Source organism: Tamlana sp. s12 (genome assembly GCF_016767215.1).
In the GTDB taxonomy this organism is placed as follows: Bacteria; Bacteroidota; Bacteroidia; order Flavobacteriales; family Flavobacteriaceae; genus Pseudotamlana; species Pseudotamlana agarivorans.
The window spans coordinates 743,512-764,472 of sequence record NZ_CP068547.1 but is presented as its reverse complement, the minus strand read 5'-3'; the positions used below and the strand labels follow the sequence as shown (position 1 = coordinate 764,472).

The window sequence follows — 20,961 nt, the reverse complement described above, 5'->3', positions numbered from 1 at the left end:
ATGATTAACAACAAGGTTTTATCCATCATCTTAGGTGGCGGACAAGGTTCTAGGTTATATCCATTAACACATCAAAGATCTAAACCCGCAGTACCGATAGCTGGGAAATACAGATTGGTAGACATCCCTATTTCAAACTGTATCAATGCCGATATCAAACGTATTTTTGTTTTAACACAGTTTAATTCGGCTTCCCTAAACCGTCATATTAAAGACACCTACCATTTTAGTTTTTTTAGTAGTGCCTTTGTAGATGTATTAGCTGCCGAACAGACGCCTGCCCATAAAGGCTGGTTTCAAGGTACTGCCGATGCGGTAAGACAAAGCATGCACCATTTTTTAAGACATGATTTTGAATATGCCTTAATTCTCTCTGGTGACCAACTTTATCAAATGGATTACGATAAAATGATTGAAGCCCATGAAGCTAGCGGTGCTGAAATTTCAATTGCCACTATTCCGGTAAATGAAAAAGACGCCCCTGGATTTGGTATCTTAAAATCTAATGAAGAAAGTATTATCACTTCGTTTATTGAAAAACCAGACCCTAGCTTATTACCTGATTGGACTTCGGATGTCAGTGATGAGATGAAACAACAAGGACGTCACTATTTAGCTTCTATGGGTATTTATATTTTTAATAAAGACTTGTTGGTGAAGCTAATGTCCGACGAATCTACTATAGATTTTGGTAAAGAGATTATTCCGCAATCCATTGAAAAACATAAAACCCTAAGCTTTCAATATGAAGGGTACTGGACAGATATCGGGAATATAGATTCCTTTTTTGAAGCCAACCTTGGGTTAACAGACGATATTCCACAATTTGATTTATACGATAAAACCAAACGTATTTACACCAGAGCCCGTATGCTTCCTACAACCAAAGTTGCTGGAACTACCTTAGATAAAGCCGTTATTGCTGAAGGTTGTATTATTGGTGCTGCAAAAATTGAACGCTCGGTTATTGGTATTCGTTCTAGAATAGGAACGGAAACTACTATTATTAAAACGTATATGATGGGTAGTGACTATTATGAAACGCTTCAGGAAATTGAAGAAAATAAGATCAATATTTTAATGGGTATTGGCGATCGCTGCTTCATAAAAAATGCCATTATTGACAAAAACTGCCGCATTGGAGATGATGTGAGAATAAACGGCGGACCGCATTTAGAAGATATAGAAACGGACACTTATGTGATTAAAGATGGTATTGTAGTAATAAAAAACGGAGCAACTATCCCTCATGGATTTGTAATATAATATATGGCACAAACGAAAGTTTACAGTCTGTTTACAGACTTCGATATTAACCTCTTCAAAACAGGGAAACATTATAGATTATACGAAAAATTTGGCTCACATATGGTGACCGTCGATGGTATTGATGGTACTTATTTTGCCGTTTGGGCGCCTAGCGCTAAAAAGGTTTCGGTAATAGGTGATTTTAACTACTGGAAAGCAGACGAACATGAACTTAATGTGCGTTGGGATTCTAGTGGCATTTGGGAAGGTTTTATTCCTTTTGTTGGTAAAGGCAACCTATACAAATATAAAATTGAAAGTCATAATAGCGGTATCGTAACAGAAAAAGCCGATCCCTATGCCAGACGCTGTGAGCATCCTCCAAAAACGGCTTCAGTCGTTTGGGAAGACTCCTATAAGTGGAAGGATAAAACCTGGTTGAAAAATCGTAAAAAACACAATGCTATTGACGCCCCTTTTTCAGTATATGAAGTACATCTGGGCTCGTGGAAAAAAAATATCGAAGAAGACAGATCGCTTTCTTATTATGAACTTGCAGACGATTTAGTAAATTATGTAAAAGACATGAATTTCACCCACGTGGAACTCATGCCAATTATGGAGTTTCCCTACGACCCATCGTGGGGCTATCAAATTACGGGATACTTTGCCCCGACATCACGTTTTGGCTATCCCGAAGAGTTTAAATACCTTGTAGATAAACTGCACCAAAACGACATTGGTATTATTCTAGACTGGGTACCATCCCACTTTCCAGAAGACCCGCATGGCTTAGGCTTTTTTGATGGCTCAAATTTATACGAACACCCAGATCCTAAAAAAGGCTATCACCAAGATTGGAAAAGTTTGATTTTTAATTACGAGCGTAATGAAGTACGTTCCTTTTTAATTAGTAACGCTGTATTTTGGCTAGACCAGTACCACGCCGATGGCTTACGTGTTGATGCTGTGGCCTCCATGTTATTTTTAGATTATTCTAGAGAAGAAGGTGAATGGGAGCCCAACATGTACGGTGGCAGAGAAAACCTTGCAGTGATCAGTTTTTTAAAGGAATTAAACGAAGAAATATATGCTTCATTCCCCGATGTGCAAACCATAGCCGAAGAATCTACAGCATTCCCTATGGTTTCCAAACCGACCTCTATAGGCGGTTTAGGTTTTGGTATGAAATGGATGATGGGTTGGATGCACGACACCCTAGAATATTTCCAAAAAGACCCTATTTACAGGAAATACCATCAAAACGATATTACTTTTAGTTTGGCTTATGCTTTTACCGAAAATTTTATGCTCCCTCTATCTCACGACGAGGTTGTTTACGGTAAAAACTCCATTCTAGGAAGAATGCCAGGAGACGAATGGCAACGTTTTGCCAACCTGCGTTTATTATACGGCTATATGTTTACCCACCCAGGAACTAAGCTCTTATTTATGGGTGGCGAGATTGGACAATATAACGAGTGGAATTTTCAAGGTAGCGTGGAATGGAACTTATTGGAATTTAATCCACACCAAAACACTCAAAACTATGTTAAAGCTTTAAACAAACTTTACAAAACCACACCTGCGCTATACGAAAATGGTTTTAGCCATGAAGGTTTTGAATGGATTAGCTACGACGACCACCAAAATTCGGTGATATCTTACATTAGAAAGGGTCATAAAGAAAAAGATCAAGTGGTCGTGGTTTGTAATATGACACCAAACCTTATGGAGAATTACAAAATTGGTGTTAACCAAAAAGGAAAGTTATCTGAAATTTTTAATAGCGATGACGAAGCCTTTGGCGGTAGTGGCGTAAAAAACAAAAAATCAATTAGTATTAAAAAAACAGCGTGGAATGGTAAAGATTTTTCTGCTGATATCACCCTACCTCCTTTAGGAATTGTGGTTTTTAAAATTGCATAGATTTTCGACTTAGAATTTAGCCTCTTCTTTATTTTTAAAATGAGGGAATAATACTAAGGGAATTTAAAACTGAAGGCTCGTTTTCGTACTAAATAAACATATCACTTTTCATAAGATTCCCTTTAGAACCCTATGAAAAGTGTATACTTCAACTGGAATTTAACGTCTGGAGGTCTAAAATTAACATTTCATTATACCTGGGTTCTTTCTGTTTTCAAGTTCTTTATTCCAATAAAAAAATAACTTATGAAAACTAACATGGTATCAACCCTATTACTGGGTGGATTATTGGTCGCTTGCAGCGGAAAAAATGAAAAAAAAACAACTACAGAAAACCAAGAAGCTATTGAAAAAACGGAAACAGTGATACAAGAAGACCATTCTCTGAAATCAAAATTGGACGCCAAAAAAGCTAATTTTGAATTGAAGGCAGACGACACAAAAAAAAGAATCTACAAAGAAGGTATCGAATCGGTTAACAACAGTGGTATTACCAATACAGCTCTACAAGTTGGTGACCAAGCACCAAATTTCACTTTAAAAAACGCATTAGGTAATCCTGTTTCCTTAAACGACTACTTAAAAAAGGGCAAAGTTATTTTAACATGGTACCGCGGTGGTTGGTGCCCTTATTGTAACTTAACCCTTCATGAATTACAGGAGGAATTACCAAATTTTAAAGCTAATGATGCTACTTTAATAGCATTGACTCCTGAGCTCCCTGATCAATCCATGACTACAGCTGAAAAGAATAAGCTAGAATTTGAAGTCTTGAGTGACATAGGAAACAACGTAGCTAAAGAATACGGTATCGTTTTTAAACTTACCGATGAGGTTGCAGAAATTTATAACGAGGCTTTCGATATGAATGGTTATAATGGTGACAAATCTAACGAACTACCTTTAGCGGCCACCTACATTATTAATCAAAATGGCGTTATTGAATACGCCTTTCTGGACGCCGATTACCGCAATCGCGCAGAGCCTTCTGAATTAACAACTTTTCTTGAAAAACATTAAGGCTGCGTATTAGGATAATTGAAAACTTAAATACACCCTAATAACTCCATTCCTACACATATTTGGCGCCATTAAATGGCGCCAATTTTTTTTATACCACACCTGATTGTAGTAAACCAATCAATACAATATCTTAAAATTGCATACTTTTGCAATCATTACAAAATGATAACAGCAACTCATAAATAAAAAAACAACTGTTAACTTTTAAAGCTACCCAAATAGAAAGTTAGCAAACAAATCACAAAAAGAAATTTTAGTTTATGAAGACAAAAGCATTTTTAAAACACACATTCAGCATATTATTAACCGTTGTTTTTATAATGTCCTGTAGTGCTAATAACGATTCTGATTCTACAATTACTGAAGAAAAAGAAGAAGAAACTACTCCTGAAGAAGTAGACCCTCCGGTAGAAGAACCTACAAATATTGCATGGAAGAACTGGTATCTTTCGGTGCCTATAAACCGAGGAGATGGCAGTGCAACTTCCATTCAGCCGGATGCGATTATTAATAACGAGCTTAGTAGTACTGAGTCTCAGTATTTTTATAAGAATGATGATGGTAGTTATACATTGTGGACTAAATTCACAGGCTTTACCACTTCTGGACAATCTGCCTTAGGCGAAAAATACTGTCGTACGGAATTAAGAGAATACTGGCGAGGTAACCAAGACACCAAAGACAATTGGTCGATGGCTACCGGAACTCATATTTTAGAAACCACTATGCATGTCGATTTTGTTGAAGGTAATGGTAGAACTATTGTGGCTCAAATTCATGGTAAATCCTCAGATGGTATTCCTGGCGATCCGGCAACCGTAAAAATTAGGTGGAACAGTGGTATGATTCAAATTGATTACTACACAAAACCTGAAAACGACGATCCATGGACCAGTAAATATGATGCTAAACTGGATTTCGGACGTGTAGATAACGAGAAATTCACATTCAAAATTAAAATTGAAAACGGTAAAATGTACTGTGCGTTAATTTGTGATGCGAAAGACTTAAATATCGATTACCAAGAAATATATGACTATGTTGGCAATGGCTATATCCATGAAAATTACTTTAAAACTGGTAACTATTTTGGATGGCATGACGATTACGAAAAAGCAGCTCAAGTAGTGGTGCATTCAATGTGTTAACGCAACAAAGCGTAATTTTTTTTAATGATACTAAGCTACATTTTTTAATTCAAAATCTAGTACTTCTTTAGGGGTTTTAAACCCAATAATTTTTCTAGGTTTATTGTTTAATTTTTGTTCTAGAATTAAGAGCTGTTTTTCAGAGATTATATTAAAATCAGTTCCTTTTGGTAGGTCTCTTCTAATGATTCCATTTGTGTTTTCGTTTGTACCTCTTTCCCAAGAAGAATAGGGGTGAGCAAAGTAAATTTTCATGCCTGTTTTTTGCGTTATATATTGATGTTTTGCCATTTCAATTCCGTTATCATAAGTCATAGATTTTCTAAGTTTTTCATTAAGTTGTTTTAATTTTTTAGAGAACATTTTAGCGACTTCATCCGCTTTTCTAGACTTTAGTTTTACGATTAATGTATACCTAGATTTTCGTTCTACAATAGTTCCAATAGCAGATTTTTGACCTTTACCAATAATTAAATCACCTTCCCAATGACCTATTTCATTTCTTAGGTCAATATGCTTAGGTCTACTATCAATACTGACTTGGTTACGAATTTTAGAGCCTTTACCTCTTACTTTTTTAATAGGTCTTCTACGTGTTTTTTTACGTGTAAGTAGTTTGATTAATTTTTTATTCAAAGCCCCTTGAGGCGTCAAATAAATATGTCTATAGATGGCTTCATGAGAGATAGACATCATTTTATCATTAGGATATTTAATTTTAATTCTCCCACTAATTTGTTCAGGGGTCCATCCTTTGAGTAATCCTTTGTAAACGTAAAATTTTAAAGATTTATAGGTAGAAATTTTGTCAAGATTTCTTTTATTTAGATAGTCTTGATGTGCACACCAGTGAGCTAATTCAGCAGCATATTTATCTTCTGGACAAGTAATCCATTTGTTAATTTCTCTAGTGATAGTTGAACGAGATCTACCTAAAGTTTTAGCGATGTATGCTTTAGATTTTTTCTCGTTTAAAAGTGTCTCAATTTTAATTCTTTCTTTAAGTGAAAGCCGTCTATGTTTTGAATTCATAAATACAAATCTATAATTTTAGATTTGTTGCGTTAAGTTATTGAATAGACCCTTGTTTTCCGCAATTAAAGGCAACGGTCTCGGCTATGAGTAGTTGCGTTGGTTAGTAGTTAACTTTGCAAGTACGCACCAAACTGAAAATCCGCAAGGATTTTCAGAAGTAGGCGAGAACAAGCAATTACTTATAGCCATTGTTGTAGCCAGTTTTTTTGTTTTTAATTTTTCCCCAAGCCAAAACTTTTACTCCTTTTGAATAATGAATTTTGTTTGGTTTTTCGTTTATTAATTTTTCAAATCTTGGATAATTCAATTCCAATTTTTGTATGTCAATTTCGTTAATTGGCCATTCCAAATGATGGATTTCAAATTCGTTTATCGAATCGTCTGTGTCTTGGAAAAGAGCATATCTTTCCGTTAACCATTTGTCCAGTTCCGTTTTCTCGGTCAGTTCCTCTCCAATTTTAAATTCAATATTTAGTTTGTCTTTAAATTCCGAATTTTGGGATTTGTAATTTTGGTCAGTCCTTTTAATTTTTGAGTATCTATAAGGAAGTTCCGAAATTCCTTTAGCGACTTTACACGATAAACTTTTTCCACCTTCGATGCTTAAAAAGTAAACTCCCGTTTTATTATTTGACTTAACATAAGTTCTAATATTTATTTCGTCAAAATCCGATATTGGTGAGAAAGAAGGTAAGTTTTTCGGTCTTATCTTTTCCATTGTAAAGGCAACAACTGAAATCCAAGGTTTCCCATCAAAAAGGTCGATTTTTAATTCTTTCGGAACAAATTTTTCCAATTCAGTCAATTCGACTTGATAATGAAGAAATATTGCATTATTCCACTCTTGGTAAAACTTCCAATTATCAGTCGGAATTTGCCAAGGTCTGTGTTTTGTGGTATTTAATATTTCTTGGATTATCATTTTCTCAAATTGGCTACAACTATAGGTATATGGAAAGTAAGGGGTTAAAAAAATCAATTACCTTCCGATTTTTGTACAAGCCAATTTAGTAAATAAATGTTTAAAATGTAGGATAAATATTAATTTTCAAAATTGGCGACTGTGCTTTTTACCACACTTTTAATTTAAGCACAGTGCCCCTTATTTTTTATATACCATGTTGTAAGCTTTATATTTTAAACCACGTTTTATTGCGCTCTGCCATTTAAGAGGTTTAAAAGACGTATTTCATTAAATTACAGAAAAAATGAAATACTATAAATATCAGTAGGGCGACTTCAGACCCCTTTAAGGAATTCAAATATTTTTATAAATTTTATGACATATACATTGTGGTATGCGTCGTCTAATTTAGGCGCTAATTTTTATAATGTATTCAACCAGAGCTTAGTAAATCACATAAGGCATCAGATTTAATAGGGTAAGAACTTGACTTTGTAATTTAAATCTTATACCTTAGTCATCAAGTTTTATACGACACCGCTCGTTTGAAAATACATTTTCACGGCTTTTATCGCCGAAAACTTGGCAGCGTATTATCTTCTATAATACACTTTGATTTACCAAGCCTGGTTGTTTCTTTAGAGCGCAAAAATATTTAGAATTAAACGTTTTTATTGAAGACGCGCTATTGCTTGCAACTATAGGTATATGGAAAGTAAGGGGTTAAAAAAATCAATTACCTTCCGATTTTTGTACAAGCCAATTTAGTAAATAAATGTTTAAAATGTAGGATAAATATTAATTTTCAAAATTGGCGACTGTGCTTTTTACCACACTTTTAATTTAAGCACAGTGCCCCTTATTTTTTATATACCATGTTGTAAGCTTTATATTTTAAACCACGTTTTATTGCGCTCTGCCATTTAAGAGGTTTAAAAGACGTATTTCATTAAATTACAGAAAAAATGAAATACTATAAATATCAGTAGGGCGACTTCAGACCCCTTTAAGGAATTCAAATATTTTTATAAATTTTATGACATATACATTGTGGTATGCGTCGTCTAATTTAGGCGCTAATTTTTATAATGTATTCAACCAGAGCTTAGTAAATCACATAAGGCATCAGATTTAATAGGGTAAGAACTTGACTTTGTAATTTAAATCTTATACCTTAGTCATCAAGTTTTATACGACACCGCTCGTTTGAAAATACATTTTCACGGCTTTTATCGCCGAAAACTTGGCAGCGTATTATCTTCTATAATACACTTTGATTTACCAAGCCTGGTTGTTTCTTTAGAGCGCAAAAATATTTAGAATTAAACGTTTTTATTGAAGACGCGCTATTGCTTGCAACGTTCCGTGTATGGTGTCCTAGCATCCCGAAGGGTGCTATGCACTATACATATTGTTGTGGGTATGTGCTTATTTATTTATTTTCATTTTACGCTTTCTAAGTTTTCTATATAAATATTCAACAAAATATGCTACTGCAAAAGTGAATACACTACCAAAAAAAGCACTCCTTTGCGTATCCCATTGATATTTCATAAGTGCAGAGAAAACAATTAAAAGAATAGTTAAATTAACAAATAGAAGTATTCTATTTCCACCATATTCTTTTTGAAGTTTAAGATGGGAAACTATCACAAAAATATAAATAACAGTAAATACTGTACTTGTAATTGATGCAATCGCCTGTAAATCAAAGGATAACGCAAAGAGAAGCCCTAAAGCAGCGGTGATATATAATCCTTCCGTGGATTTAAACCAACTCTTTCTTTCGAAAATCTTTGGTAATTGACCATCTTTTGCCAACGAATAAGCAATGTTTGCCCCCCCAAAAATAGTAGCATTTAATGCAGATGAGATTGAGAATAATGCTCCAATTGTAATTAGTACGAAACCAAAATCTCCCAAAAAAGGTTTTGCTGCTATGGCTAATGCATTTTCTTGTGCTTTGATGATTTCTGTTAAAGGAAGATTTCCAATTGTAACTACAGATATTAACACATAAAAGATCATTACAAAAAGTATACTAATAAATATTGCTCTAGGAACATTTTTTGATGGGTTTTTAATGTTTTCTGATGCATTTGTTATAAGGCCAAAACCCATATAGGAAAGGAAAAATATAATGGAAGCATTTAATAAACCGCTAGTATGTGATGAATCAAAACCTGGCTTAACCATTCCCCAATTAATGCTCATAAAACCTCCTAAAATAAAGACCAACAATATGATAAGTTTTATTAGAACAATATAAAACTCGGCTCTGCCTACAGCTTTACTTCCAAAAAGGTTCAAAGCTGTAAAGAAAGAAATAACAATTACTTCAACTATTCCAACATTTAAAGCAGTGGGTTCAATATGTATAAATGGAAGTAAATATCCCGCAAAACCCTTAACGAAAAGTGCAATAGATATTACATAAGTCAACCACATTAGAATACTTAACGCTCCCGTTGTTATACTATCTCCCATCCCCTTTAGTATAAAAGCAATTGGCCCAGCATTCGATATTATTTTTCCTCCCAAAATTGCATAAGAATAAGCTACTACTAGAGCATAAACTCCGGATAATATGAAGGCTTCAGGCAAATCATTTCCTGCAATTTTTGCTCCTAATCCAAATATTGAGAAAATACTAGCACCTATCATTGTGCCAACTGCCATTGATATGACTTCTACTAAACTGAGTTTTTTGTTTTCTCCCATTGTATTTTAATTCTTGGTGCATTCAATGTGTTAACGCAACAAAGCGTATTTTTTTTTTTAATGATACTAAGCTACATTTTTTAATTCAAAATCTAGTACTTCTTTAGGGGTTTTAAACCCAATAATTTTTCTAGGTTTATTGTTTAATTTTTGTTCTAAAATTAAGAGCTGTTTTTCAGAGATTACATTAAAATCAGTTCCTTTCGGGAGGTCTCTTCTAATGATTCCATTTGTGTTTTCGTTTGTACCTCTTTCCCAAGAAGAATAGGGGTGAGCAAAGTAAATTTTCATACCTGTTTTTTGTGTTATATATTGATGTTTTGCCATTTCAATTCCGTTATCATAAGTCATAGATTTTCTAAGTTTTTCATTAAGTTGTTTTAATTTTTTGGAGAACATTTTTGCGACTTCATCTGCTTTTCTAGACTTTAGTTTTACGATTAGCGTGTATCTAGATTTACGTTCCACAATAGTTCCAATGGCAGATTTTTGCCCCTTACCAATGATTAAATCACCCTCCCAATGACCTATTTCATTTCTTAGGTCAATATGCTTAGGTCTACTGTCAATACTGACTTGGTTGGGAATTTTAGAGCCTTTACCTCTTACTTTTTTAATAGGTCTTCTACGTGTTTTTTTACGTGTAAGTAGTTTGATTAATTTTTTATTCAAAGCCCCTTGAGGCGTCAAATAAATATGTCTATAGATGGCTTCATGAGAGATAGACATCATTTTATCATTAGGATATTTAATTTTAATTCTCCCACTAATTTGTTCAGGGGTCCATCCTTTGAGTAATCCTTTGTAAACGTAAAATTTTAAAGATTTATAGGTAGAAATTTTGTCAAGATTTCTTTTATTTAGATAGTCTTGATGTGCACACCAGTGAGCTAATTCAGCAGCATATTTATCTTCTGGAGAAGTAATCCATTTGTTAATTTCTCTAGTGATAGTTGAACGAGATCTACCCAGAATATTAGCGATGTAAGCTTTAGATTTTTTCTCGTTTAAAAGTGTCTCAATTTTAATTCTTTCTTTAAGTGAAAGCCGTCTATGTTTTGAATTCATAAATACAAATCTATAATTTTAGATTTGTTGCGTTAAGTTATTGAATAGACCAGTACTTCATGAAGTGGTAACCAAACATGAATAACACCTTCAGTCAGCAATAGACAACACAAAGCAACATGACTCATAAAAAAAAAGCCGTTTTTAATTGGAGTGGCGGAAAAGATTCTGCCTTAGCCCTTCAGAAAGTACTTAAAAACCAAGAATTTGAAATCGTTGCTTTATTAACATTACTGAATGAAGACACTTTAAAATCAGCAGTACATAGCATTCCTTTAGAAATTTTATCACGACAAGCTAAAAGTATTGGCATTCCGTTGCATACCGTTTCATTTGCTAGAAATTTGAATAACTACAGCGAAAAAATGACCGAAACGGCACAGCATTTCAAAACCCTTGGTGTTACTCATTTTATATTTGGTGACCTTGAAATATCGGATGCTAAAAATATAAGAGAGCAATTATTTAATCCCTTAGGAATTGAAATTGTAGAACCCCTTTGGCATAAAACCTCAACCGAAGTGATTTCCGAATATTTACAGTCGGGAATAAAATCGAAGATTGTGGTTACTCAAGCCGATCAATTAGATGAAAGTTTTGTAGGCCAAGAATTGAACGAAAAATTAATAAAGAATTTACCCCAAAATGTCGACCCCTGTGGTGAAAAAGGAGAATTTCATTCTTTAGCTTATGATGGCGATTTGTTTAAACAGCCCATTCTTTATAAATTAGGAGAAACAATTAAAATATCATATGATATTAATTTAGCCAACGGAGAAACCAAAACTTTCAATTATTGGCAAGCTGAAATTAGCGTTTAACCAATTGGCATAAAACACAAAAGTTATGACTACAACTCCAGAACATGACCAACGCATGGCTAAAATGACTTTTGCTTCGGTATACCCGCACTATGTGAGCAAAGTAGAAAAGAAAGGCCGAACGGTGGACGAACTTCATCAGGTTATGGAGTGGCTAACAGGTTTCACACCTAACAAAATAGAAGCACTCATTGAAGAAAACATCACTTTTGAGCAGTTTTTTCAGCAAGCAACATTAAACCAAAACGCCCACCTTATTAAAGGTGTAATCTGTGGGTACCGCATTGAAGACATCATAACACCATTAACACAGCAAGTGAGGTACTTAGATAAATTGGTAGATGAATTAGCCAAAGGTCGGAAAATGGAAAATATTTTACGCTCTGAAAAATAAAACTTACGGGCTATTACGTGTTTTTATGTCGTAAAATTCTTATTTTTATTCATGTTTAAACGAAATCGTTTTAATGCAACGAAAAAAATAAAAACATGATTATCCCTCTTTTTCTAAGCGCTATTTTCTTAATCTTAGCACTCATTCATTTTAACTGGATTTTTGGTGGCACCTTTGGGTTAAATGCATCCTTACCCACCAATTTGGAAGGCAAACGGGTGTTAAACCCAAAACCTCTAGATACGATCATAGTAGGTCTAGGCTTGTCCTTTTTTAGTCTTTTTTATATTTTACAATCTGGACTCATACCTTATACTTTCCCTCATTGGGTGATGTCGGTAGGTGCGTGGCTTATTCCTAGTATTTTTCTAGTTAGAGCTATTGGTGAATTTAAATATGTAGGTTTTTTTAAAAAGATAAAGCAAACGCCATTTGGAAAACTCGATACCAAATTATTTTCTCCTCTATGTTTACTTATTGCATGTTTAGGATATGGCATACAGTTCTTAAATTAAATTTTTATGAAAAAGATACGCTTAGTAATTGCCATCACGGTTTTATTTCTCATACCAAAAATGGGACATGCTCAAATTAACGAAAGCAGCCTTGGCGCGTGGTATATGTATTTTTTCAATACCACTTTTAAGGAAAGCTCATGGGGCGCTCAAGGGGATATTCAATACCGAAATTGGAATATGGGTGGCGACCTCGAGCAACTTTTACTTAGAGGCGGTATCACCTACACTCCAAAACAAGCGAATATAAAATTTACCCTTGGTTACGGACATATCACCACAGGCACCTACGGTGATGAAGATTTTAAAACTTCAGAAAGTCGAATTTACCAGGAAGCTCTATTTCCTGTAAAATTCGGGAAGCGGGTTTATACCAACCACCGTTTTCGATACGAACAACGCTTTGTAGAACATCAAGACTTTAGAACGCGTTACCGCTATAACCTGTTCTTAAACATACCTCTAAACAAAGTTACCTTTGAGAAAAATGCGCTTTACCTAGCTTTTTACAATGAACTTTTCATAAATGGGCAGCGCAATATTGGAAACGGTATAGATGTTGAAATTTTTGACCGAAACCGATTCTATGCCGCTCTTGGCTATGTTATTAATGATAACTTCAAGATTCAACTGGGTGTGATGAATCAAACAACAAATCACTGGAATAAAAATCAGTTACAACTAAGTCTGCATCATAACATTTAAATGTCTTAAAAGCACCATAAAAAAGCCATCAGTAAATCATTAATATAACATGTAGTAAAAAAGGGCTAATCATTTATCCTATCTTTGCCTCATTTTATTAAGACATGGCTTCTACTCTACTTTCATCACCCTTGCAGGGTTTTACCGATTTCAGGTTTCGTAATGCCTTCAACCATTATTTTGGTGGTATCGACACTTTTTATGCACCCTATATTCGTCTCAACGGAAAGTTGAAAATAAAGCAATCTTATCAAAATGATTTATTACCTGAAAACAACAGCACATTAGAAGTTATCCCGCAAGTAATAACAAACGATCCCGACGAGTTTGTGTACGTTGCTAAATATGTTCAAAGTTTAGGGTACAAAGAACTTAACTGGAATTTAGGATGTCCATATCCCATGGTCACTAAGTCTGGAATGGGCTCAGGACTAATTTGTAATCCGAAAAGAATTAACGAAGTGCTTCAAAAAGCGCATCAGGAAACGGATATTTTGGTATCCATGAAAATGCGTATGGGTTACGAAAACGCCATAGAAATTTTAGAGGCCTTTCCTATTTTAGATCAATATCCGCTTAAAAATGTGGCCATTCATGCCAGGATTGGAAAACAGCTTTATAAAGGTGCTGTAGATTTAGATGCCTTTGAAAAGTGTATCTCTGGCACGAAACACAAACTCTATTATAATGGTGACATCACTAGTGTGTCTTCATATGATGAAATCGCAAATCGTTTTCCACAAATCGATCATTTTATGATTGGCCGCGGGTTAATTGCTGATCCTTTTCTTCCGAGTATGATTAAAAATAATACCACAATATACCCGGAAAACCGCTGGTCTATTTTCTCAGAGTTTCACGATACCATCTATCAAGCCTACGATGCTTATTTATCGGGACCAACACCTATAAAAATGAAAATGCTAGGTTTTTGGGAATACTTTGCGCAATCTACTTCCAACCCACAAAAAACCTATAAAGCCATAAAAAAAGCTTCAAATCCTGTAAAATACAAACAAGCGGTAAGTCAGATTATAAATTCAGAAATGAAAATTAAGTCGTCTTTTTAAATTTAAATGAAGAATCGGTAATCCACACTGCTCCTCATAAATCATAATGAAGTAAAATTCTTTCGTTTTCATTTACTTTTAGGGATTCAGAAATTAAGGCACTCATTATTTGTTCATTACGTAACATATCGATTTGTTTTTTAATGAAAACAGATATGAATCCGTAGTTAATTTTATTAAATTCGTTTACTAATTCTAATACCAACATATATGATTTTAAATACCGAATTAGAATATAAAGGAAACCTATTTCCTACTCAAATAGTTAAATACGAAAAGAACCTAAATGTACTTTCATTTACTACAAAAAATGGCGTTATTCTACAAGTCACTGTTCGAAGAGATAGTATTTTAAGGTTTCGATTTACAACCACAGGTATTTTTGAAAACGACTTTTCTTATGCCATTACCAAATATGCTAGTCGTGGCTACAACCACCTTGAAGTTACCGAAGATGATAATCACTATATTATAACGACCTCAAAACTAATCTGTAATATCTCAAAACAAGATTTACGTACATCCATTTACGATGCTGTTGATAAATCTCTAATTTGTGAAGACGAATTAGGTTTTCACTGGGAAGAGAGTTATGAATTTGGGGGCGATGTGGTTAAAATGTCCAAAACCGCACAACCTGGAGAAAGTTACTACGGACTAGGTGATAAACCTGTAGATAATAACTTAAAAGGTAAGCGTTTTGAAAACTGGGTAACCGATTCGTATGCTTATGGGCGCGATACCGATCCTATTTATAAAACCATTCCATTTTATACGGCTTTACACAACAAAAAATCTTACGGTGTATTTTTCGATAATACCTTCAGATCGTATTTCGACTTTTGTCACGAACGTAGAAATATTACCAGTTTTTGGGCTCATGGCGGTGAAATGAACTACTATTTCATTTATGGCCCAGATATGGGTGATGTGGTGGTTAACTATACCGATTTAACAGGAAAACCCCATGCGATGCCTGCACTTTGGGCTTTAGGATACCACCAATGTAAATGGAGTTACTACCCAGAATCGAACGTTAAGGAAATCACTTCTAAATTTAGAGAGCTACAAATTCCTTGTGATGCTATTTATTTAGACATCGATTATATGGAAGGCTTTAGATGCTTTACATGGAGCGAGCAACATTTCCCAGATCCAAAACGTATGGTGAAGGAATTGGCCGATGATGGCTTTAAAACGATCGTGATAATAGATCCAGGGATTAAAATAGACATGGATTATTCGGTGTTTAGGGAAGGACTCGAAAAAGACTACTTCTGTAAACGTGCCGATGGTCCTTATATGAAAGGTAAAGTATGGCCTGGAGAGTGTTACTTCCCAGATTTTACTAATCCGGAAGTAAGAGAATGGTGGGCCGATTTATTTAAAGAACTCGTTGAAGAGATTGGTGTAAAAGGTGTTTGGAACGATATGAACGAACCTGCTGTAATGGATGTACCAGGTAAAACATTCCCTAACGACGTGCGCCATGATTACGACGGCAACCAATGTAGCCATAGAAAAGCGCATAACGTATACGGCATGCAAATGGCTCGTGCGACTTACCAAGGATTAAAAAAATTCTCTTATCCGAAGCGTCCATTTGTAATTACTAGAGCCGCTTATTCGGGAACACAACGTTATACCTCAAGTTGGACTGGCGATAACGTAGCGACTTGGGACCACCTCAACATTGCTAATTTACAAGCACAACGTATGTGTATGTCTGGATTCTCATTTATAGGGTCTGACATTGGTGGTTTTGCTGAGCAACCTAATGGCGAACTTTATGCCCGTTGGATTCAATTGGGGATATTCCATCCGTTTTGTAGAACGCACTCCTCTGGAGATCATGGCGACCAAGAACCTTGGGCTTTTGGAGATACCATCACCAATGTGGTTAGAAAATTCATTGAATTAAGATATCAACTCCTACCCTATTTATATACCGCATTTTGGCGTTATGCCGAAGAAGGTGTGCCTATCTTAAAGTCATTAGTGCTTTACGATCAAAAGGATCCACAAACCCATTACAGAAATGATGAGTTTATTTTTGGAGAGAAGATATTAGCCTGCCCAGTTACGGGGCCGAACCAAAAAGGAAGACGCATGTACATCCCTATTGGAAGATGGTATAACTTCTGGACCGATGAATTGGTGAGTGGCGGACAAGAAATTTGGGTAGATGCCGATTTAGATAGCATGCCTATTTTTGTAAAAGAAGGTGCTATTATCCCGAAATATCCGATACAACAATATGTAGGTGAAAAAACGATAGAAGAATTAACCTTAGATGTGTATTATAAAGTAGGCAACGAAATTTCAGAAGTTTATGAAGATGCTACCGACGGTTACGATTATATTAAAGGCCGTTATAGCTTAAGAAACTTTAAGTTTCAAGGCAAGGAAAAGGAAATTATTATCCAACAACATAAGTCTGGAAAATACATTACCACTTATAAAACCTTTAGAATCCACTTCCACGGATTACCTTTTAAAATTAAAGAAATAGAAATCGATAATGTGATCATTCCATTTGAAGAACTCCGTTTTAAAGGAGGAACAAGCTTAAAGCTTACTAAAGAGTTTACCGAGCTACATATTATAGGAGAATAGCCAATCCTTTATACACAAAAAACCTCAGCTTATCTTATGGAAGCTGAGGTTTTTTTTATAAAATAAATTTAAATTTTTAAATATGTACAAAATAAGAATAGTAGTTGGGCGCTGCACTTTCATTTTACTATCTAATTAAACGTGCCACAACCTCTCAACTTACTTCAATATCGGCTATTTTTATACATTTTTAGCAAACATTATTTCCAACGATATTCAGAACGCCCCTTTAATTCATGCTCTATTTCTAATAATCTATTATATTTTGCTATTCTTTCCCCGCGGCATGCCGAACCTGTTTTTAAGTGCCCTCCATCCATTGCAACTGCAAAGTCAGCGAGGAATGTGTCTTCAGTTTCACCTGATCGGTGAGATAAAAAGTATCTCCAACCTGCTTCTCTACACATCCTAACAGCTTCAATACTCTCTGTAACAGTACCAATTTGATTCAGTTTTATAAGTGCTGAATTGGCTGTACCTTGGGCAATGCCTTTGGCAATATATTTAGTATTTGTAACGAAAATATCATCGCCAACTACTTCTAACTCTTTCCCAAATCGTTTAGTGAATTGCGCAAAACCTTCCCAGTCCCCCTCACTTAATGGGTCTTCCCACAGGATAATTGGATATTTCTTTAGCCATTCTTCAGAAAGATTAATTAAGTCTTGTGTTGACATCTTGCCTTTTCCAGACCATGCTAAATCGTAGTTGTTGTCTAAATTTGGTGAGATTGAATTAGCAGCACTATCTATAGCAATAGAAAGATCAACTCCTGGTTTATATCCTGCTTTCTCAACAGCTTCTAGTATTAATTCAATAGCAGCTTCATTGCTTGCACAGTTAGGCGCAAAACCACCTTCATCTCCAACACTCGTGGCTAATCCTTTTTTCTTTAAAATTCCTTTTAATACATGAAAGGTTTCGGTAACATAACGTAAACCTTCTTTAAAAGAAGGGGCCCCGTGTGGAACAAGCATGAATTCTTGAAAATCCACACTATTATCAGCGTGTTCTCCACCATTTAAAATATTCATACAAGGAACAGGTAATCGAACTGAATTGGTGCCTCCAAGATATTCATACAATGGTATGTTACGCGATTTTGCAGCGGCTTTAGCGACAGCCATTGATACTCCTAAAATCGCATTAGCACCAAGTTTTGATTTATTCTCAGTGCCATCAAGTTCAATCATGGTATAATCAATGTCTTTTTGCTCGGTTGCATTTTTTCCAATCAATGCATTTGCTATAGCTCCATTTACATTGGCAACTGCATTTAATACTCCTTTGCCTCCGTATCTTTTATCCCCATCCCTTAATTCGTTTGCTTCATTTTGGCCTGTGGAAGCACCAGAAGGAACAGAAGCTGTTGCTTTTGTACCATCATTTAATTCTACATAAACTCTAACTGTGGGATTACCTCTAGAGTCTAAAATCTCTAACCCTGAAATTGTCTTAATTGTTGTTTTCATATATAATCAATTATTAGGTATTTAATTTCATACTGTTTGTTAACAAAGCCCCTGTGAAATGTAGTTAACTGGTTAATACTTAATTTTGAAAGTACGGGAGAAACTAAATTTTCAGTACTTGGCAAGTACGTTTTATAGGAGCCACTTTTGGTTAACGTTTTTTATCTAGAAGACAAATTAATATCTGATTTAGAAAAATCAAAGTAACTGGCAAATGCATCTAAATTATTTAAATCTCCTTTTGCCGATCCAGTTCCATTTTTAATTGCATCTTTTACTCTTCCTTTTCCTAAAACAAAGTCATAAACAACTTTACTAGGTAAATCCAAAACTAAATCAGCGTTTTCTGGTACATAATTATAAAATGCTGCAATACCATTTCTCACATGGAAACCATAAGTCTCTTTTCGGTCTGTAATATTAAATCCAATTTTAAAATCTGCATCATTTGCTTTTGATGCATCTATTTTTACTCTTAAGTTTTCTAATATAGTTCCAATACTAAATTGTTGAATTATTACTGGGTTTGCAAAATCAAAGGCACCAGATTTGTCTAAAGTTCCATCTAGTTCTTTAGCTCCAGATAGCGCAAAATTTCTATAATAAATATTAGATTGTTCGTAACCCCATAATTGCATAGCTTTAGCTTTAGCATTTCTGGCGTCTTTATTATCAGGATTAGCTCTAACTACATGAGTTAATATTTCCATGGCCCAACCATAATCTTTTGCATCTATTGCTGCATTGGCAATTTTCAGCACATTATCACTACCACCCATCGCAGAAACATAGAGTTTCGCCTTTCTATGAAAATTAGGTGTTGCTAATTGTGTAGCATCGCCTGAATACCAGCCGAGGTAACCATTATAAACATTTCTAACGGAATGTTCTACACTTCCATAAAACTCCTGTAACCAAGGGTCTTTTTTTAGTTGCTCTGGTAAAGAAATAAGACTAACAAGTTCCTCTCTAGTTGCACCTTTATTCATGTGGTATATGGATTGGTCATGAGTGTATTGAATGGCATCTCTGTAATTTTGAATGCGTTCAACTATAAAATTTCTACCAACCCAAGAACGCATATGTGAATGACTAAAACTATTACTCTTTTTAGCAAACTCTAAAAGATTATCTACCCCTTTATACCATTTTACTAGGTCACGATATTTAGTGCCTCTAAGAGTGTATAAATTAGGAAAGGACTCGCCTTGTGTAGTTTCAGAACCATGAACATGTTTTAAATCTGGAAAGAATATATCTATTTCATCTTCAGCATCTCCATAAGCTTCAAACATCACAATTTTAACACCTGAAACTTCAGCCTCTAGTTGCCCTTTTACAATATCTGTTGGCTTGTAAAAAGATATTTTTCCACCAGCAAAGGTAGGTCCTAACCCTGCATGAACTAAACCTTCTTTATTTTGACCTAAATAAGTTGCTCCACCATATGCGGTTCTCTCTGTTAAAATACCACCAACCACACTAGCATCATTAGCCAAGTAATCCATAAATTGATAGTGTGCAAATATTTTCACCTCACCATTATCAACTTGCTTTTGAGTTACTCCCATTCCTGCTGCACCAAAAGAATGGTCAGGATGTCTATGAGAATAAATTACAGCTTTTACAGGAAGCTCAATGTTTGTAGATTTTCTAAAATCTGACATTATTCTTGCAGATGCTTCATCACTTTCTCCAGGGTCCACAACTATTAAACCATCTTCTCCAACCACAATCAACGTAGATGTTAATTGCCAGCCAGCCATAAGAAATACTCTATCCTTAACTGGTTCATATATGGTTTTTGCCATTTGTTTAGCAAAGGAAGTCATTCTAGGATTTATTGTTTCACTACTTTCAGTTATCGCAAGATTGTCAAATTGTTCCCTTATTGGTGCTAAATTTTTAATAACTGCAGGGTCTGCATATGGTTCTACCTCCAAAGGTAAATTTTGGTCGATATTCTCATGTTCTAACAAGGTATTATCAAATGAATTTTGAGAATTTTCGTTTTGAGCACATCCAATTAAAAGAATTGGAATTACGAGTTTCAGGATTTCTTTCATTTTATTTGTTTTAATGTTTGTCAAAGGCATCATATATAGAAAGTAGCGATAAGAAGATCATGATTTTCCACAGTAAATTAATCCTCCAAAAAAAGTTGTTACCCTTAGTTTCTTCCTAAAAGTAGTAATTTTTTAACATAATTTTAGTATATGTTTATTGGTTTTTTAGTCAAATCAACTTCTATGTTTTTCTTAAGTGTAAAATTTATCAGTCTACACCATCCAA

General features: G+C 34.7%; 16 protein-coding genes. 10 read left to right on the top strand and 6 right to left on the bottom strand.

Annotated features, from left to right (window positions below; all coding sequences use genetic code 11):
* From JJL45_RS03225 to JJL45_RS03210, 4 genes are all read left to right on the top strand, one after another.
* Positions 1 to 1,266, top strand: coding sequence for a glucose-1-phosphate adenylyltransferase (locus JJL45_RS03225; protein ID WP_068603160.1), 1,266 nt, complete (start codon positions 1 to 3; stop codon positions 1,264 to 1,266).
* 3 nt (positions 1,267 to 1,269) lie between these two features.
* A complete protein-coding gene (gene glgB / locus JJL45_RS03220) occupies positions 1,270 to 3,177 on the top strand; it encodes a 1,4-alpha-glucan branching protein GlgB (RefSeq protein WP_068603159.1) in 1,908 nt (635 codons plus the stop codon).
* Positions 3,178 to 3,423: 246 nt separating this feature from the next.
* Positions 3,424 to 4,197: a peroxiredoxin-like family protein gene (locus JJL45_RS03215; RefSeq protein ID WP_082935930.1), complete on the top strand. Its 774-nt coding sequence runs from the start codon at positions 3,424 to 3,426 to the stop codon at positions 4,195 to 4,197.
* A 263-nt stretch (positions 4,198 to 4,460) separates the two neighbouring features.
* On the top strand, positions 4,461 to 5,348 hold the full coding sequence (locus JJL45_RS03210; RefSeq protein WP_068603158.1) for a polysaccharide lyase family 7 protein: 888 nt from the start codon (positions 4,461 to 4,463) through the stop codon (positions 5,346 to 5,348).
* Positions 5,349 to 5,378: 30 nt separating this feature from the next.
* Here JJL45_RS03210 and JJL45_RS03205 read toward each other — a convergent pair whose 3' ends face one another.
* From JJL45_RS03205 to JJL45_RS03190, 4 genes are all read right to left on the bottom strand, one after another.
* Positions 5,379 to 6,380, bottom strand: coding sequence for an IS30 family transposase (locus JJL45_RS03205; RefSeq protein WP_202664247.1), 1,002 nt, complete (start codon positions 6,378 to 6,380; stop codon positions 5,379 to 5,381).
* Between the two features lie 178 nt (positions 6,381 to 6,558).
* A complete protein-coding gene (locus tag JJL45_RS03200; RefSeq protein ID WP_068604968.1) occupies positions 6,559 to 7,305 on the bottom strand; it encodes a YqjF family protein in 747 nt (248 codons plus the stop codon).
* A 1,410-nt stretch (positions 7,306 to 8,715) separates the two neighbouring features.
* Positions 8,716 to 10,008 (bottom strand): APC family permease, encoded by a 1,293-nt coding sequence (locus JJL45_RS03195; protein WP_068604972.1) that lies wholly within the window; start codon positions 10,006 to 10,008, stop codon positions 8,716 to 8,718.
* A 66-nt stretch (positions 10,009 to 10,074) separates the two neighbouring features.
* On the bottom strand, positions 10,075 to 11,076 hold the full coding sequence (locus tag JJL45_RS03190) for an IS30 family transposase (protein WP_202664246.1): 1,002 nt from the start codon (positions 11,074 to 11,076) through the stop codon (positions 10,075 to 10,077).
* Positions 11,077 to 11,195: 119 nt separating this feature from the next.
* Between JJL45_RS03190 and JJL45_RS03185 the strand changes: the two genes are divergently transcribed.
* The 6 genes from JJL45_RS03185 (at position 11,196) to JJL45_RS03160 (ending at position 17,197) form a co-directional block, all read left to right on the top strand.
* Entirely contained in the window at positions 11,196 to 11,897 is a 702-nt protein-coding gene (locus JJL45_RS03185; protein WP_068604974.1) for a diphthine--ammonia ligase, read from the top strand.
* A 25-nt stretch (positions 11,898 to 11,922) separates the two neighbouring features.
* Positions 11,923 to 12,291, top strand: coding sequence for a DUF2200 domain-containing protein (locus tag JJL45_RS03180; protein WP_068604975.1), 369 nt, complete (start codon positions 11,923 to 11,925; stop codon positions 12,289 to 12,291).
* Positions 12,292 to 12,386: 95 nt separating this feature from the next.
* Positions 12,387 to 12,806, top strand: a complete 420-nt coding sequence (locus JJL45_RS03175) for a DUF3995 domain-containing protein (RefSeq protein WP_068604976.1) — start codon at positions 12,387 to 12,389, stop codon at positions 12,804 to 12,806.
* A gap of 6 nt (positions 12,807 to 12,812) precedes the next feature.
* On the top strand, positions 12,813 to 13,511 hold the full coding sequence (locus JJL45_RS03170) for a DUF2490 domain-containing protein (RefSeq protein WP_082936000.1): 699 nt from the start codon (positions 12,813 to 12,815) through the stop codon (positions 13,509 to 13,511).
* A 104-nt stretch (positions 13,512 to 13,615) separates the two neighbouring features.
* Positions 13,616 to 14,581, top strand: coding sequence for a tRNA dihydrouridine synthase (locus JJL45_RS03165; protein WP_068604980.1), 966 nt, complete (start codon positions 13,616 to 13,618; stop codon positions 14,579 to 14,581).
* A gap of 210 nt (positions 14,582 to 14,791) precedes the next feature.
* Positions 14,792 to 17,197: a glycoside hydrolase family 31 protein gene (locus JJL45_RS03160; RefSeq protein WP_068604982.1), complete on the top strand. Its 2,406-nt coding sequence runs from the start codon at positions 14,792 to 14,794 to the stop codon at positions 17,195 to 17,197.
* A 200-nt stretch (positions 17,198 to 17,397) separates the two neighbouring features.
* On the opposite strand, the gene eno is transcribed toward JJL45_RS03160, so the two are convergent.
* Positions 17,398 to 18,669 carry a phosphopyruvate hydratase gene (gene eno / locus JJL45_RS03155; protein ID WP_068604985.1) on the bottom strand — a complete coding sequence of 424 codons (1,272 nt, stop codon included), beginning with the start codon at positions 18,667 to 18,669 and terminating at the stop codon, positions 17,398 to 17,400.
* A gap of 161 nt (positions 18,670 to 18,830) precedes the next feature.
* Positions 18,831 to 20,735, bottom strand: a complete 1,905-nt coding sequence (locus JJL45_RS03150; protein ID WP_068604986.1) for an alkyl sulfatase dimerization domain-containing protein — start codon at positions 20,733 to 20,735, stop codon at positions 18,831 to 18,833.
* Between the last annotated feature and the right edge of the window lie 226 nt (positions 20,736 to 20,961).

Coding starts and splice junctions, on each gene's coding strand:
- JJL45_RS03225 (WP_068603160.1), top strand. CDS start 1: ATGATTAACAACAAGGTTTTATCCATCATCTTAGGTGGCGGACAAGGT.
- glgB (WP_068603159.1), top strand. CDS start 1,270: ATGGCACAAACGAAAGTTTACAGTCTGTTTACAGACTTCGATATTAAC.
- JJL45_RS03215 (WP_082935930.1), top strand. CDS start 3,424: ATGAAAACTAACATGGTATCAACCCTATTACTGGGTGGATTATTGGTC.
- JJL45_RS03210 (WP_068603158.1), top strand. CDS start 4,461: ATGAAGACAAAAGCATTTTTAAAACACACATTCAGCATATTATTAACC.
- JJL45_RS03205 (WP_202664247.1), bottom strand. CDS start 6,380: ATGAATTCAAAACATAGACGGCTTTCACTTAAAGAAAGAATTAAAATT.
- JJL45_RS03200 (WP_068604968.1), bottom strand. CDS start 7,305: ATGATAATCCAAGAAATATTAAATACCACAAAACACAGACCTTGGCAA.
- JJL45_RS03195 (WP_068604972.1), bottom strand. CDS start 10,008: ATGGGAGAAAACAAAAAACTCAGTTTAGTAGAAGTCATATCAATGGCA.
- JJL45_RS03190 (WP_202664246.1), bottom strand. CDS start 11,076: ATGAATTCAAAACATAGACGGCTTTCACTTAAAGAAAGAATTAAAATT.
- JJL45_RS03185 (WP_068604974.1), top strand. CDS start 11,196: ATGACTCATAAAAAAAAAGCCGTTTTTAATTGGAGTGGCGGAAAAGAT.
- JJL45_RS03180 (WP_068604975.1), top strand. CDS start 11,923: ATGACTACAACTCCAGAACATGACCAACGCATGGCTAAAATGACTTTT.
- JJL45_RS03175 (WP_068604976.1), top strand. CDS start 12,387: ATGATTATCCCTCTTTTTCTAAGCGCTATTTTCTTAATCTTAGCACTC.
- JJL45_RS03170 (WP_082936000.1), top strand. CDS start 12,813: ATGAAAAAGATACGCTTAGTAATTGCCATCACGGTTTTATTTCTCATA.
- JJL45_RS03165 (WP_068604980.1), top strand. CDS start 13,616: ATGGCTTCTACTCTACTTTCATCACCCTTGCAGGGTTTTACCGATTTC.
- JJL45_RS03160 (WP_068604982.1), top strand. CDS start 14,792: ATGATTTTAAATACCGAATTAGAATATAAAGGAAACCTATTTCCTACT.
- eno (WP_068604985.1), bottom strand. CDS start 18,669: ATGAAAACAACAATTAAGACAATTTCAGGGTTAGAGATTTTAGACTCT.
- JJL45_RS03150 (WP_068604986.1), bottom strand. CDS start 20,735: ATGAAAGAAATCCTGAAACTCGTAATTCCAATTCTTTTAATTGGATGT.